Here is a 15,480-nt window from a genome sequence, read left to right as displayed (position 1 = left end):
GGGCGCTTGTATACCAAGGCAACCTGCCTATAATGATGCAAGTCAAAAACGCCGAGCGCATCGCACACACTTGCATCAGGCATCCGAGAGGAGAAAACATACCCATGAAGGCACTCTACAATGACGGTTCGGTGGCCGAGCTCCCGCAGGACGAGGTCACGCACGTCATCCGCCACTCTGCTGCGCACATCATGGCGCAGGCCATCAAGCGTCTCTATCCCGAGGCCGATTTTGCCTACGGCCCCGCGACCGACAACGGTTTTTACTACGACGTCGACCTACCCGAGGGCGTCAAGATCAGCGAGGACGACTTCCCCGCGATCGAGGCCGAGATGAAAAAGATCGTCAAAGAGAACCTCAAGTTCACCGTGTACGAGAAGCCCCGCGCCGAGGCCATCGCCCTTATGGAGGAGCGCGGCGAGAAGTACAAGGTCGAGCACATCGGCGACCTGGACGACGACGCCCGCATCACCTTCTACCAGCAGGGCGACTACATCGACATGTGCGTCGGCCCCCACATCTGCTACACCAAGGCCCTCAAGGCCTTTAAGCTCACCGGCGTCTCGGGCGCCTACTGGAAGGGCGACAAGGACAACAAGATGCTCACCCGCATCAACGGCGTCGCCTTTGCCACCAAGGAAGAGCTCGACGAGCACATGCACATGCTGGAGGAGGCCAAGAAGCGCGACCACCGCAAGATCGGCCGCGAGATGGACCTCTTTATGATGCGTGACGAGGCCCCCGGTTTCCCGTTCTTCCTGCCCAACGGCATGATCCTTAAGAACACGCTGCTGGACTATTGGCGCGAGATTCACCGCAAGGCCGGCTACGTGGAGATCTCCACGCCGCTCATCATGAACAAGCAGCTGTGGAAGACCTCGGGCCACTGGGACCACTACAAGGACAACATGTACTCCACCGTCATTGACGACGAAGAGTACTGCATTAAGCCCATGAACTGCCCGGGCGGCGTGCTGGTGTACGCCTCCAAGCCGCACTCCTATCGCGAGCTGCCCATTCGCGCCGGCGAGATTGGCCTGGTGCACCGCCACGAGCTGCGCGGCGCCCTGCACGGCTTGTTCCGCGTGCGCTGCTTTAACCAGGACGACGCCCACCTGTTTGTGCGCCCCGACCAGCTGACCGACGAGATCGTGGGCGTGGTCAACCTCATCGACTCCGTGTACCAAAAGTTTGGCTTTAAGTATCACGTTGAGCTTTCCACCCGCCCCGAGGACTCCATGGGTTCGGACGAGGACTGGGCTCGCGCCGAGGAGGGCCTGCGCACCGCTCTGGAGAAGCTGGGCATGGACTACGAGGTCAACGAGGGCGACGGCGCCTTCTACGGCCCCAAGATCGACTTCCACCTGGAGGACTCGCTCGGCCGTACCTGGCAGTGCGGCACTGTCCAGCTCGACTTCCAGATGCCGCTCAACTTTGATCTGGAGTACGTGGACGCCGACGGCACCAAGAAGCGCCCCATCATGCTGCACCGCGTATGCTTTGGCTCCATCGAGCGCTTCATCGGTATTCTGATTGAGCACTTTGCGGGCAAGTTCCCCACCTGGCTGGCTCCCGTGCAGGTCAAGGCGCTTCCCGTCTCCGAGAAGAGCCGCGACTACGCTCACGAGGTGTGCGCCAAGCTGGAGGAGGCCGGCATTCGCGTGGTCTGCGACGACCGCGACGAGAAGATCGGCTACAAGATCCGCGAGGCCCGCAGCATCGATCGCGTGCCCTACATGCTCATCCTGGGCGAGAAGGAGGTCGAGGCCGGCAACATCTCCGTCCGCGATCGCTCCAACGAGACCGTTCAGATGACCGTTGACGAGTTTGTGGCCAAGGTACTCGAGGAGATTAAGACTCGCGCCTAGCACAAACAATACAAGAATTAACAAAGGCGATCGTCCTCGCGGGCGGTCGCCTTTTTTGTTGTCTATAGAAGAAAAGCCGCTGGTTAGAGCGGCTTTTTTGTTGTGCAAAAAGGTACAGGTTTTTATAGAGGCGTATGGAGATGCACCCATTCGCGGCGCATTTTGTGCAATCTGGGAAAACGCGAACAGTTTGCTTGTATAATGAGCTTCGACGAAAGAGACAAAAACCTGTACTTTTGCGACTGCGCCTAGCTGCGAGCGAGAAGCCTGTTCTTAACGCCCCTGCATCCGCGTGCGTCGCGGATTCAATTTAAGGGGGCGAGAGATGGAACAGACGATGCGGCGCCAAGAGCAGCTGCCCGGTGCTTTTAACGGCGCCATCACTAACAGCCAGCGCGGCCGAGTCCGCTGGTATCTGGTCCACACCCCCAACGGTAAAGAGCGCGAGACCTGCGAAAAGGTCCGCCGCATTATCCCGCACGAGCTGATGCAGGACGCTTTTGTGATGCAAAAGGAGTTCTGGTTTAAGCGGGACGGCGCCTGGTCGCTCCAAACCAAACCCATGTACAAGGAATACTTCTTCGTCGCCACGCGCGATGCCGCCCAGCTCGACAAGGCTTTGGCCCAGTTGAGCTTTGGCTGCCGCATTGCCGGCAGCAGGGAGCGGGCCTATGCGCCCATGCCGGACGATGCGCAGGATTGGTACCGCAGCGTTCTGGACGACGACGGCGTGGTGCGCAACAGCGTTGCGCGCATAGAAGACGGCGTGCTGCATATAGAACAAGGGCCTTTGGTGGGGCAAGAGGCCCGCGTAAAGAAGATCGACCGTCATAAGCGCTGGTGCCTGGTAGACGTGGGCGAGGGTGATTCCGCAATTAGGGAACTGCTTCCGCTGGACGTGCCCAGCAAAACGTAAGGGGACGTTTCGCCGGCAATTCATCCGCTTTTTGAATTCATCGATTGGGGGATCCCTGGGGAACGGGGACGTAAGTTTGACTGTGACTGATAAAGAAGTAACAGAGAGCAATGCGCCCGTGGGGGCGGCGCTGATTGCTCAGGCGATGGACCGGCGTGAGGGCGTCGGCCGCTACAAGGCCATGCAATCCATCATGGACTGGGATCGCTCGCGCCTTGTCTATAGGGCTGTGAAGCGCACGTTCGACATCGTGTTCAGCGGTGCCGCGCTCGTCCTCATCGCGATCCCCGGCCTCGTACTCGCCGCTGCCATCCGCCTGGAGAGCGAGGGGAGCCCCTTCTATAGCCAGATCCGCGTGGGCCGCACCCGTTCCGACGGTAGTTTAACCACTTTTCGCATGTGGAAGTTCCGCAGCATGTACAGAGATGCCGACGAGCGCCTCGCTGAGCTCAAGGAGCAGAACGAGATCGCAGGCGCCATGTTCAAGATGAAGAACGATCCGCGCGTTACCAAGATCGGGAAGTTCATCCGCAAACACTCTATCGACGAGTTCCCGCAGTTCCTCAACGTGTTCCTGGGCCAGATGTCCGTCGTCGGCCCGCGCCCACCGTTGCCGAATGAGGTGGCCGAGTACACAGAATTCGACCTGCAGCGCCTGGCAGTGAAGCCAGGTATTACCGGCTGGTGGCAGGTGACTGACCGCAACGATACCGACTTCGACGGCATGGTCCGCCGCGACCTGGAGTACATCGCCAAACGCGGCGTGGTCACCGATTTAAAGATTGTTCTCCTCACAGTCGTTGAGGTCTTTACCGGTGGCGGTGCTTGCTAGATGACTGAACCGATTAGGGTAGCCCAGATTGTTGGCAAGATGGTTGGCGGCGGCGTCGAGGCCGTTGTCATGAACTATTATCGCCATATTGACCGAAGTAAAGTCCAGTTCGATTTTCTTGTCGATTCAGATTCGACGCTCGTGCCACGTGAAGAGATCGAATCGCTTGGTGGTCGAATCTTTGAGATTCCGCCCTACCAGCATGCGATTGAATATCAGCGAGAGCTTCAAAGCCTCTTTACGCAAGAGGGCTGGAAGATAGTGCACAGCCATATCAACGCGCTTTCCGTCTTTCCGCTTCGCGCCGCGAAGAAGGCAGGGGTACCCGTGCGTATCGCCCACAGCCACTCGACGAGCGGCAAAGGCGAGTTTGCAAAAAATGCCCTTAAAGGCTTTTTGAAACTGTTTTCGACAAGGTATCCAACTGATTTGGCGGCCTGTACTGAGTATGCCGGTAAATGGCTGTTCGGCTCATCCCATTTTACCGTCTTTAATAATGCTATCGATTTGAGCAGTTTTTCTTTCAATCGATCGATTAGGGATGAGCAACGTGCTGGGCTTGGAGCGCAGGACGATACGCTGGTATTGGGGAATATCGGTAGGTTCATCCCCCAGAAGAATCAGCTGTTTTTGCTTGATGTTTTCAAGGCGGTTTATGCTCAGAATCCTGATTCCATCCTTGTTATCTGCGGCGATGGGAAGTTGAGACCGCAGGCGGAGGAAAAGGCGCGCTCGCTGGGAATTGCGTCAGCGGTGCGTTTTCTCGGTCAGATTTCCAATGTACAGGACGTCTATCAGGCGCTTGATTTATTCGTTCTCCCTAGTCTGTACGAGGGCCTCGGAATGGTCGCGATTGAGGCCCAGGTCTCCGGTCTCCCGTGCATCTGCTCTGAGAGGGTCCCCAACGAGGTCGCGCTATCCGGTCGGTGCAGCTTCGTTCCGTTGAGTGCGGGCATTGAGGGCTGGTCCAATGCGATCCTTACCACACGCACAGATGTCGTTAATCGTTCCGATCCCCAAGCATCTCTGGGGCTTGAATCTTATGACATCTTTAGGGCAGCGCCCAAGCTCGAAGAGTACTATCTGAAGTTATTTGAAACGGTGAATTAATGAAAATTTGTATTTTAACGTGGCTCCATAATCAAAATTTCGGTACGTTGCTTCAGGCTTATGCCCTACAGCAGTTTTTGAAGGCAGAAGGGCATGACGTTGTCGACGCCGACTATCTTCCCTGCGTTAAAGAAAAGCTACTGAACTGGGCAATCAACCGGAACTCCTTCGATTTATTTGCTGGCAAAGCACGCGAGCTATTCAATCGCAAGAAGGAACATGATGACTTCGGTTCCTCGACGGCTGACGTATTCAATCGCTTTTTGAGCCAGAACATCGAGACCACTGATCGGATTGTCGATACAGACGGACTGGTCGATTTACGGGGAAAATACGATGCATACGTCTGCGGATCTGATCAAATCTGGTCCCCTTATCTTTTGAATAGGAATTTCTATCTCTCCTTTCTAAGCGACAGCGATAAGAGAATCGCGTATGCACCCAGCTTCGGTGTCACGAGCACCACGCAGAGGAAGAAAAAGATCATTACCGATCTGATTAAAACGTTCAGCTCTGTGTCTGTTCGTGAAGATGCGGGCGCGGATTTTGTCGAATCCCTCGGTCTCGAGCGCCCTTCACAGGTTGTGGACCCTGTCCTGCTCCTGTCGAAAGAGGACTGGGCCCCGCTCATCAACGGTAAATGTCCTGAGCCCGGGAAAATCGTCTGCTATTTCCTTGGGAATAGGCCGTTTTACAGGAAAGCTGTCGATTCGATTTCAAAAGAGCTCGGCTGCGAGGTCGTGACGCTTGTCGGTTCAGGTAAAAATGCTGTCGACGAGCAGCTCAATCCGCGTTACGGGCTTGGTCCCGATGAATGGCTCGCTTATCTGGCGAGCGCGCGGTTCGTGTTAACCGATTCGCTGCACGGTACGCTGTTTTCTCAAATTTTCCGCAAAGACTATTACTGCTTCAAGAGATTTGAGGAGACCGACAAGCGCTCTCAAAACTCTCGAGTCGAGAGCCTCTCGAGGCTTTCGAATACCGAGGATCGTCTGCTAGATGGCTATGACAGTCACATGAACGCTACGGAAATCGAGGGCTATGAGAAGCGACTGTCCGACGTGGAGTCGCTCATCACGTTTTCGAAAAAATGGCTCTTGGATGCTCTTGAGCAATAGGGGGAAAGTTAGCTTGAGCAAGAACATCGACACAGTTTCTCACCGGGCCTGCTTTGGTTGCGGAGCTTGCGCGGCCAAATGCCCTTTTTCCGCTATTACTATGCGTACCTCGCCCGACGGTTTCGAATATCCCGTGGTGGACGCAGCGAGATGCACCTCCTGCGGTCTTTGCCTGCGTACCTGTCCGGCGGAAAACCAAGTCGACGCGGACTCGGAGGCCATTCGCGCCGCTGTCTTGCAGAGCGATGACCCGGACGAGCTCGCGCAAAGTTCGTCCGGCGGCGTCTTCTCCCTTCTTGCGAAACGTATACTATCGGACGGCGGGCGCGTTTACGGCGCCGCCTGGGATGGCGTCGATCACGTCAGGCATATCGGTATATCCGAGGTTGCCGAAATCGCGCTCCTGCAAAAGTCCAAATATGTCCAGAGCGATGCTAGCGAATCGTATCCCGAAGTGCTCAGCGATCTCAAATCCGGCAAGCGAGTCCTCTTCAGCGGTACTCCTTGTCAGGTTTCCGCGCTGCGTCTCTATTTGGGTAAACCGATGGATGGGCTGACAACCGTCAGCGTTGTTTGCCACGGTGTACCAAGCTCTTCCATGTTTCGTTCCTATGTTGGCTGGCTCGAGCTTCGGGAGAAGTCCGATGTCACCGCACTGACTTTTAGAGATAAATCGAAATTCGGATGGGGCCATAACATAAAAATCGAGTTATCCGACGGCAGGATTATAAAGAGGCCCGCTGCATTCGATCCCTTTTATGGTTCCTACATCAAAGGCCTGATCAGCAGATCGTCTTGCTACGGCTGTCCTTTCAGAGGGTGCGACAGTCCTGCCGACATCATCCTCGGTGATTCCTGGCGTTCTGAGTCTGTCCAAGACTGCGGACATCCCGAGAAGGGTGTTTCGGCCGTTATCGTGAAGACCGAGCGCGGGGCAAAATTGATCGATGAAATAGGCGATTACGTCGCCTACTCTAACAACGGCCTTGCTCCGGATGATGTGCTGCTGCATGAAGATCCTAATAAGCGCTCTGATCTTGTGGAGAGGCGCGATGCCGTTATCGAGCAGTTCGAGGCTACAGGATTACAAGTCTTTGATTCCGTCCTGGCGCCGAATGCGACTCTTTTCGACCGTCTGAAAATGCTGCTCCCCCCGTCGATGCGCCTGCGTGTAAAGCGGTTTGTCCGATCTATTAAACCTAGGACCGTGCATGAGTAACTTCACCACAGTGATAACGATTTGCGACCGTCCCCATATCGGGGGCGGAGCTTCAAAAATCGCAATCGAAACAGCAGCTGCTCTGGCGAGGATAGGTGTCAACAGCTATTTCTTTTCAGCGTTGGGTGACCCCGATCCCTCCTTAATCGAATCGGGCGTTGTTTGTTTCAATTGCGGGCAGAACGACGTCCTGAACGGGGGCGTCTCCGGCGCTGCTCAGGGTATCTGGAACAGGCGCTCGGAAACGGCGCTGGATGATCTACTGAAGCAGCTCGATCCGAAGACGACGGTCGTCCACGTTCACTCTTGGACGCACTCCCTTTCTCCCTCGATATTCACGGCCATAGGGCGACGGGGGTTCAAGTGCCTGATCACAGCCCATGAGTACTTCCTCGTTTGTTCCAACGGTGGACTCTACGATTATGTTAATCATTGCAACTGCGGAATTGCCCCCGGTTCTCCGAAGTGCCTGCTGCACAACTGTGACAAGCGCTCATATATCCAAAAACTGTATCGATCCGTTCGCTTTTCCGTGCAGGGATATGTTTTGAGAGCGCTGCGCCCGGCTGTCGCCTTCGTTTCAGATTCCAGTCGTCGGTTGATTGAGCCCTATCTAACATGGGATGCCGAGCGATTCGACTGTTTAAATTACGTCGATGCGGACAAATTCCAGCATGGGTTTGATGCAGATTGCGAGGCTTACCTATTCGTTGGTCGCCTGAGCCCTGAAAAGGGCTGCGATTTATTTTGCGAAGCCGCCAGTAGGGCCGGTGTGGACGCTATCGTCATCGGTGACGGTACCGAATTGAAGAGGCTGTCGGACAGTTATCCGGATATCAAATTCATGGGCGCGCTGCCCCATGACAAGGTGCTTTCCGTCATGACGCGGTCACGTGCAATCGTTATGCCCTCGGTTTGTCGAGAGACGTTCGGGCTTGTCGCCTATGAGGCCATGATCGCTGCCGGTCTGCCGTGCATCGTCTCTGATGTCGGCGACGCTGCCTCCTTTGTGAGGTCGAAAGGTCTCGGCGAGGTCTTCAGCGCGGGCAATGCCGAGTCGCTATCCGCCGCAATGGTCAATATGCTCGATCCCGATGTTTACTCGCGTTACAGGGGGGCGGTTGAGAAGGCGGACTTCAGCTGCCTCGAAAAGACCGCGTATGTAGAACGTCTTATCGGTATTTACGATCAGCTAATGGCTAAGCTTTAATTGGATGAAGGTTTTTAATGGTTACGGTTGTGATGTCAGTTTACAACGGCACGCGATATCTTACTGAGCAGCTAGATAGCTTAAGACTTCAGACAGTGTCTCCGGACCGAGTGCTGATTGCGGATGATTGCTCGACAGACGGGTCGTTCGATCTCATTGTCAAATATATCGAGGAACACGGACTCGGTAATTGGACCATCAACAAGAATCGCTCTAATTTCGGCTGGCGCAAGAGCTTTAAGCGGCTTCTCGACCTTGCATCTATAGACGATGGAATCGTCTTCCCGTGCGACCAGGATGATATCTGGGAACCCGATAAAATCGCTGTGATGTCCTCAATCCTCGAGAAGGACCCCTCTATCGACGTTCTCAGCTGCGCCGTCGAGCCGTTTTATGAGAGCGGCGGTAAAAAAGTAACAGTCTATGGTGCTGCCGATGATTCCAAACCTCTGGACGATTTGGAGGCCCCGGTTTTCGATAGCAAGTTTATGTCGGTACGGCGCCCTGGATGTTCGTATGCCGTAAAATCGAGTTTTATAAGGGAAATCATGCCATATTGGCAGGATGATTTTGCTCATGACGGTATGTTATGGCGCTTCTCATTACTGAAGGGGACCCTCAGACTTCTAAATCAGCCCTTGATTCGGTTCCGTAGGCATGACTCTAATGCAACTGAGATGCGACATATTGACAGGAAATCTCGTGTTGCTGAGATAGGGATGTGCTTGAGATTTTCTAAGGTTTTAGAAGAATACTGCAGTAGTAATCCTGGCGATTATCGTATATCTTCTGCGCATATAGAGCATTACGGTTCTGTTTTAAATGCCCGTTTGCACTTGCTCGTAGGTGGCCTAAAAATAAGTGATTTAGGCACCATTCTAAAATACCGTAAGTATGAACTGTCAAATCGTTCCCTGCTTGGTGACTTTAAGGCCTTAATCAGTTCCTGTGACAGTAAGTAGGTGTTTAGAATGCTTGAGCTATTTACTAATGAATTCACTATTTTGATTTTCGCCGCAATCTTAAGTGTCATTTCTCCCGTTAAAGGACTATTTTTTTCTGTTCTAGGATTGCTCGTTTTCAAAGAAGTTCTTTCTGGGCGTCTCTACAAAGTGTTTTTAAATAACGCCATTCCCATTGTCGTTATGGGCGCGATAGTTTTCTTTTCTGCTATTGCGTTTACGTCCCGAAGCATTAACGAATCCCTTCTTACGGTCTGCTCGTATTTCTTTTGCATTCTTCTTGGTTATATTTACGGTAAAGCTAAGAATGATGACTGGGTTGAGTCTGCATTGCTTATGCTTCGCAACGTTATGGTGTTCGCCTGCCTATTTAGCTTTGTCCTTGAAATTGTTTTAGGTCAACGACTAGTTACAAATGGTTCCTTTTCTTTTCTGCAAACTGTAACGATTGATAATCCATCCTTGTATCGACTGCGTAGTTTTTTCGGTCATGCAATCGTATTTGGCCAAATGATAGTTATTGCTGTGGTAATTAACTATAAATTGGAGACGGGCAGGATGAAACGTCTCTTATGCTCTGTAGTTCTTTTGGTCGCTCTGCTTCTGACAAAGAGTCGTAGCGCGTGGATTATTCTCATTGCTTTAGCATCGGTGTACCTGGTCTTTCGCCTAAAGAACCCCGAGTATTCTAAATGGAATTTAATTGCCCTTTTAATTCCAGCTGTATTGCTACTCGTTTTTATTCTCTACAAGTTTGGACTGTTTAACTTTGTGGCTTCTCGATTTGGTGAGCTTGAAACTGATGTTTCATATAGCCAGCGTTCCGGAGCCATTGCCTATATTATTCATAGCTTTTTAAGCAGGCCGCTGTTTTGGCTTACTGGAAATGGTTTTGGCAGTAGTCGCGTGACTATGCTGGGCACGACGGTTGAAATTAGCGGTTTTTCAACGGTGGATAATGGTTTCCTTGCAATGCTGTATGAATATGGTTTTCTTGGAATTTGTAGCTTTGTATTCTTGATAATTTCCGCTGGCATCGGTTCGTTCAGGTCGGGTTGCGAACTCGATCAAGTACTATTTACCGTCTCCTGTATATGCTGTGCGGAGCTCATATTTTATTGTGAGCTTGGTTGGTGGGTGCCAACGGTTATCTTGTTTGCTTCCTGTGGACTCGTTCTGGGTAGAACGAGTGCTCGGTATTCAGATTTGTGCGAGTCAGGCCCATCCTTGATTTCTGAATAAATCAAGGATGTTAGTTTAAACAAACGAGGTTGAATGAATTATTCGTCTATTGCACGCAACACTATGATTGCGTTTGCTGCACAGTTTATTTCTCTATCGGTCAGTGTTGTCATGTCGCTGCTCGTGCCGAAAATCGTTGGTGTTGCTGATTATGGATACTGGCAGCTGTTCATGTTTTATACGACCTATTCCGGCTTTTTTCACCTTGGCCTGAATGATGGTGTCTACTTGATTAACGGGGGTCTCTCTCGTGATGAAATCGATAAGAGCTCAATAAAATCCCAGTATATCTTCGGTGCTTGTTTCCAGGCAGTGATTTGCCTCGGCATCACTTTTGTTTCGCTGCCTCTTGTCGATGACGCAAATCGAGTATTTGTTATCGCGTCTTTTGCGCTTTACACCGTCGTCTATAACCTGACAAGTTATTTGGGCTTTGTCTTTCAGGCTATGAACGAAACTAAGCTATTTTCGTTTTCTACAATGCTAGACAGGCTGGTGTTTCTGGCTCCGCTCCTTGTTTTAATTGGATTTAAGGTTTCGGACTACCATCCCTATGTCTACGCGTATCTCGTTTCGAAGATTATTGCGCTCATATATTGCTCTTGGATGGGCAGGGATATCCTATGTGCTAAATCAGTGTCTTTTGGCAACTCGCTTAAGGACGGTATCCGCAGTATCATCGTCGGCGTAAAGCTGATGATTGCGAACATCGCCGACACACTGATCCTCGGGGTATCTAGGTTTCTTATCGATCATTTTTGGGGTATCGTCGCCTTTGCAAAAATTTCGTTCTCCCTCTCTCTTGTCAATTTCTTTATCACTTTTGTCTCGCAGGCGAGCATGGTCTTATTTCCTGCTCTTAGGACAGGTTCTGATGAGGAGAGAGTTCGTTTTTACATTGGCATAAGAAATGCCATCGAACTCATTTTTCCTGCAATCTTTTTGTTCTATTTCCCTATGGTTTGGTTTTTGGGGGCGTGGCTTCCTCAATATGCCGAGAGTCTTAGATATTTTGCGCTCTTACTTCCGATATGCGTCTTCAATACGAAGATGAGCCTTTGCTGTACTACCTATTTCAAGGTTCTTCGTAAAGAACAGCTGCTCCTGAAGTTGAATATCGTTGCCGTTATTTGCAGCACCGTCTTTTCGGTATTCGGTGTTCTCGCTCTCGATTCACTCGATGCTGTCCTGTGTGGCGCTGTAATCTGCATTATCGGAAGGTCACTGTGGTCCGAACTATATTTAAATGAAAGGTTAAGTGCTCCGGGTTCGTCCAGGCCGTTTCAGGAGATTTTGCTTACAGTTGCCTTCGTCTTATTTACCGAGCTCATGCCCGGTGGAGTGGCGGCACTCCTGTATTCGATAGTTTATATTGGCTATCTTTTACTTAATCATTCTGAATTGAAAAACGTTGCCTCGCGTTTGAGCAGGCTTAAGCATTAGTAAATGTCATTCATCTAGATTGGATTAGGATATGAAAGGCATCATCCTCGCCGGCGGGTCCGGCACGCGCCTGTACCCGCTCACGCTCGTGACCTCCAAGCAGCTGCTGCCGGTCTACGACAAGCCCATGATCTACTACCCGCTGTCCACCCTCATGCTGGCGGGCATCCGTGACATCCTGGTCATCTCCACGCCGACGGACCTGCCCAACTTCGAGCGCCTGCTCGGGGACGGCTCGCGCTACGGCGTGAGCCTCTCCTACGCCGAGCAGCCGAGCCCCGACGGCCTGGCGCAGGCCTTCACCATCGGCGAGGAGTTCATTAACGGCGAGCCGTGCGCCCTGGTGCTCGGCGACAACATCTTCTACGGCAACGGCCTCAGCCGCCACCTGAAGAAGGCCGTCGAGAACGCGCAGTCGGGCCGCGCCACGGTCTTCGGCTACCACGTGGACGACCCCGAGCGCTTCGGCGTCGTCGAGTTCGACGGCGAGGGGAGGGCCGTCTCCATCGAGGAGAAGCCCGCCGAGCCCAAGAGCTCCTACGCCGTCACCGGCCTGTACTTCTACCCGGGCGACGTGGCCGCCAAGGCCCACGAGGTCAAGCCGTCCGCGCGCGGCGAGCTGGAGATCACCACGCTCAACCAGATGTACCTGGAGGAGGGGACGCTGTCCGTCGTCACCCTGGGCCGCGGCTACGCGTGGCTGGACACCGGCACCATGGAGTCACTCCACGAGGCCGCGGAGTTCGTCCGCGCCGTGGAGCACTCCCAGGACCTTCCCGTGTCCGTGCCCGAGGAGATCGCCTGGGAGAACGGTTGGATCACGACCGCCGGGCTGGAGGAGGCCGCCGAGGCCTACGGGAAGTCGGTCTACGGGCAGCACCTGAAGAAGGTCGCCGCCGGCGAGATCGTCAACAGCCCGCGCGAGTACTAGGAGGAACCCCTCATGTCTGAGATTTTTGAACCTAAGAACATCATCGTCACGGGCGGCTGCGGCTTCATCGGCAGCAACTTCGTGCACTACGTGGTGAAGAACCACCCCGAGGTACACGTTACCGTCCTGGACAAGCTGACCTACGCCGGCAATCCCGAGAACATCGCCGGGCTGCCCTCCGACCGCGTGGAGCTCGTCGTGGGCGACATCTGCGACGCGGAGCTGCTGGACCGCATCGTCCCAGGCCACGACGCGATCGTGCACTACGCCGCGGAGTCCCACAACGACAACTCCATCGCCGACCCCGAGCCCTTCCTGCGCACGAACGCGGAGGGCACCTTCCGCCTGCTGGAGGCCGTGAGGAAATACGGTATCCGCTACCACCACGTCTCCACCGACGAGGTCTACGGCGACCTGGCGCTCGACGACCCCGCCAAGTTCACCGAGGAGACGCCGTATAAGCCCTCTTCGCCGTACAGCTCCACCAAGGCGTCTTCCGACATGCTCGTGCGCGCCTGGACCCGCACCTACGGCCTGCGCACCACGATCTCCAACTGCTCCAACAACTACGGCCCCTACCAGCACGTGGAGAAGTTCATCCCCAGGCAGATCACCAACATCATCGACGGCGTGCGCCCCAAGCTCTACGGCCGCGGCGAGAACGTCCGCGACTGGATCCACACCGAGGACCACTCCTCTGCCGTCTGGGACATCCTCACCAAGGGCCGGATGGGGGAGACCTACCTCATCGGCGCAAATGGCGAGAAGAACAACATCACCGTCCTGCGCATGATCCTCGAGGCGATGGGAAAGGACCCCGAGGACTTCGACTGGGTCGCCGATCGCCCCGGCCACGACCGCCGCTACGCCATCGACTCCACCAAGCTCCAGCGCGAGCTGGGCTGGAGGCCGGCCCACACCGACTTCGCCGAGGGGCTCAAGCGGACCATCGACTGGTACGTCGCCAACGAGTCCTGGTGGCGCCCCGCCAAGGAGGCCACCGAGGCCCGCTACCGCGCACAGGGCCAGTAAGACTGCATTCCGGCGAACCGCACCGCGGGGCGCCCGCGCGGGGCCGCAGGGCATGGGGATGACCCTGCGGCCCCGCGCGGGCGCCCCCGGTTATACAACCTCTTCGATAGGAGCTTTTCCCACATGGCAGACATCGCATTCGAGAAGGACCTCTCCGTCGCCGAGACCGGCATCGAGGGCCTCAAGGTCGTCGACCTCGCCGTCCACGGCGACTCGCGCGGCTGGTTCAAGGAGAACTGGCAGCGCGCCAAGATGACCGCCCTGGGCATCCCGGACCTCAGGGTCGTCCAGAACAACATCTCCTACAACGACAGCCGCGGCGTCACCCGCGGCATCCACGCCGAGCCCTGGGACAAGTTCATCTCCGTGGCGCGCGGCAGCGTCTTCGGCGCCTGGGTGGACCTGCGCGAGGGCAGCGAGACCTACGGGAAGGTGTTCACCTGCACGCTCGACCCGTCCAAGGCCATCTACGTCCCGCGCGGCGTGGGCAACTCCTTCCAGGCCCTGGAGGACGGCACCGCCTACACCTACCTGGTGGACGCCCACTGGTCCCTCGAGCTCAAGAAGACCTACACCTTCGTGAACCTCGCCGACCCCGAGCTCGCCATCGAGTGGCCGATCCCGCTGGAGGAGGCCACCGTCTCCGAGGCCGACCTCAACCACCCGATGCTCGCCGACGTCGTCCCCATGGCGCCGAAGCGCACCCTCGTCACCGGCTGCGACGGCCAGCTGGGCCATGCGGTCCGCGCGCTCGCCGAGGAGCGCAGTGTCGCCAAGGACTTCGACTTCTGCGACATCGACACCTTCGACATGTCCGACCCGGCGGCCTATACGCAGTACGACTGGTCGCTCTACGGCACCGTGATCAACTGCGGCGCCTACACGGCCGTGGATAAAGCCGAGACCCCCGAGGGCCGCGCCATCGCCTGGAAGGCCAACGCGACCGGGCCGGCGCTGCTCGCCCGCACCTGCGCCGAGCACGGGATCACCCTGGTCCACGTGTCCTCAGACTACGTCTTCGATGGCACCGAGGAGGTGCACACCGAGGAGGAGCCCCTCAGCCCGCTTTCCGTCTACGGCCAGACCAAGGCGGCCGGCGACATCGCCGTGGCAGGGTGCCCGCGCCACTACATCATGCGCTCCAGCTGGGTCATCGGCGAGGGGCACAACTTCGTCAAGACGATGAGGGGCCTCTCCGACCGCGTAGCCGACCCCGAGGACGGGCTCACGCAGGTTACCGTCGTGGACGACCAGCTGGGCCGCCTGACCTTCACGCGCGACATGGCCGAGGCCATCTTCCACGTGCTGGGCACGCACGCCCCCTACGGAACCTACGACTGCACGGGCTCCGGCGCCGTGAAGTCCTGGGCGGACATCGCCCGCGCCGTCTTCGAGGCCGCCAACGGCAACGGGGAGAGGGTCGTTCCGGTCAGCACAGCCGACTACTATTCGAACGCCGCGGGCCCCATCGCACCGCGCCCGGCCCACTCCGCGCTCGACCTGTCCAAGCTCGAGACCAGTGGCTTCCACATGCCCGACTGGGAGGAGGAGCTTAAGGGGTACATGTCCATGCTTTAACATCCAGTTATACGATCAG

At 55.4% G+C, this 15,480-nt stretch carries 13 protein-coding genes; all 13 read left to right on the top strand.

The features are described 5' to 3' along the window. Positions 1-104 precede the first annotated feature (104 nt). The 13 genes from thrS (at position 105) to OIL77_00235 (ending at position 15,461) form a co-directional block, all read left to right on the top strand. Complete coding sequence (gene thrS / locus OIL77_00295; protein ID HJI43869.1) at positions 105-1,868, top strand: threonine--tRNA ligase; 1,764 nt, start codon at positions 105-107, stop codon at positions 1,866-1,868. Positions 1,869-2,193: 325 nt separating this feature from the next. Next, positions 2,194-2,784 carry a hypothetical protein gene (locus OIL77_00290; GenBank protein ID HJI43868.1) on the top strand — a complete coding sequence of 197 codons (591 nt, stop codon included), beginning with the start codon at positions 2,194-2,196 and terminating at the stop codon, positions 2,782-2,784. Positions 2,785-2,977: 193 nt separating this feature from the next. Continuing rightward, positions 2,978-3,616 (top strand): sugar transferase, encoded by a 639-nt coding sequence (locus OIL77_00285; GenBank protein ID HJI43867.1) that lies wholly within the window; start codon positions 2,978-2,980, stop codon positions 3,614-3,616. After that, positions 3,617-4,726 carry a glycosyltransferase family 1 protein gene (locus OIL77_00280; protein HJI43866.1) on the top strand — a complete coding sequence of 370 codons (1,110 nt, stop codon included), beginning with the start codon at positions 3,617-3,619 and terminating at the stop codon, positions 4,724-4,726. Beyond that, complete coding sequence (locus OIL77_00275) at positions 4,726-5,844, top strand: polysaccharide pyruvyl transferase family protein (protein ID HJI43865.1); 1,119 nt, start codon at positions 4,726-4,728, stop codon at positions 5,842-5,844. Before OIL77_00280 ends, OIL77_00275 begins: the two co-directional genes overlap by 1 nt. Before the next feature lie 13 nt (positions 5,845-5,857). Then, positions 5,858-7,063 carry a Coenzyme F420 hydrogenase/dehydrogenase, beta subunit C-terminal domain gene (locus OIL77_00270; protein HJI43864.1) on the top strand — a complete coding sequence of 402 codons (1,206 nt, stop codon included), beginning with the start codon at positions 5,858-5,860 and terminating at the stop codon, positions 7,061-7,063. Further along, positions 7,056-8,273, top strand: coding sequence for a glycosyltransferase family 4 protein (locus tag OIL77_00265; protein HJI43863.1), 1,218 nt, complete (start codon positions 7,056-7,058; stop codon positions 8,271-8,273). The genes OIL77_00270 and OIL77_00265 overlap by 8 nt, the downstream gene beginning before the upstream one ends. A gap of 32 nt (positions 8,274-8,305) precedes the next feature. Then, complete coding sequence (locus tag OIL77_00260; protein ID HJI43862.1) at positions 8,306-9,235, top strand: glycosyltransferase; 930 nt, start codon at positions 8,306-8,308, stop codon at positions 9,233-9,235. 9 nt (positions 9,236-9,244) lie between these two features. Then, positions 9,245-10,477: an O-antigen ligase family protein gene (locus OIL77_00255; GenBank protein ID HJI43861.1), complete on the top strand. Its 1,233-nt coding sequence runs from the start codon at positions 9,245-9,247 to the stop codon at positions 10,475-10,477. 33 nt (positions 10,478-10,510) lie between these two features. After that, on the top strand, positions 10,511-11,920 hold the full coding sequence (locus OIL77_00250; GenBank protein HJI43860.1) for a hypothetical protein: 1,410 nt from the start codon (positions 10,511-10,513) through the stop codon (positions 11,918-11,920). A gap of 31 nt (positions 11,921-11,951) precedes the next feature. Further along, the gene (gene rfbA, locus OIL77_00245; protein ID HJI43859.1) at positions 11,952-12,851 is read left to right on the top strand and encodes a glucose-1-phosphate thymidylyltransferase RfbA; all 900 of its coding nucleotides are present in this window, start codon (positions 11,952-11,954) and stop codon (positions 12,849-12,851) included. A 12-nt stretch (positions 12,852-12,863) separates the two neighbouring features. After that, complete coding sequence (gene rfbB / locus OIL77_00240; protein HJI43858.1) at positions 12,864-13,883, top strand: dTDP-glucose 4,6-dehydratase; 1,020 nt, start codon at positions 12,864-12,866, stop codon at positions 13,881-13,883. A gap of 123 nt (positions 13,884-14,006) precedes the next feature. Then, complete coding sequence (locus OIL77_00235) at positions 14,007-15,461, top strand: sugar nucleotide-binding protein (protein ID HJI43857.1); 1,455 nt, start codon at positions 14,007-14,009, stop codon at positions 15,459-15,461. The last annotated feature ends 19 nt before the right edge of the window (positions 15,462-15,480 follow it).

The organism is Coriobacteriaceae bacterium, from assembly GCA_025993015.1.
In the GTDB taxonomy this organism is placed as follows: domain Bacteria; phylum Actinomycetota; class Coriobacteriia; order Coriobacteriales; family Coriobacteriaceae; genus Collinsella.
This window is presented reverse-complemented; position numbering and strand designations above follow the sequence as displayed.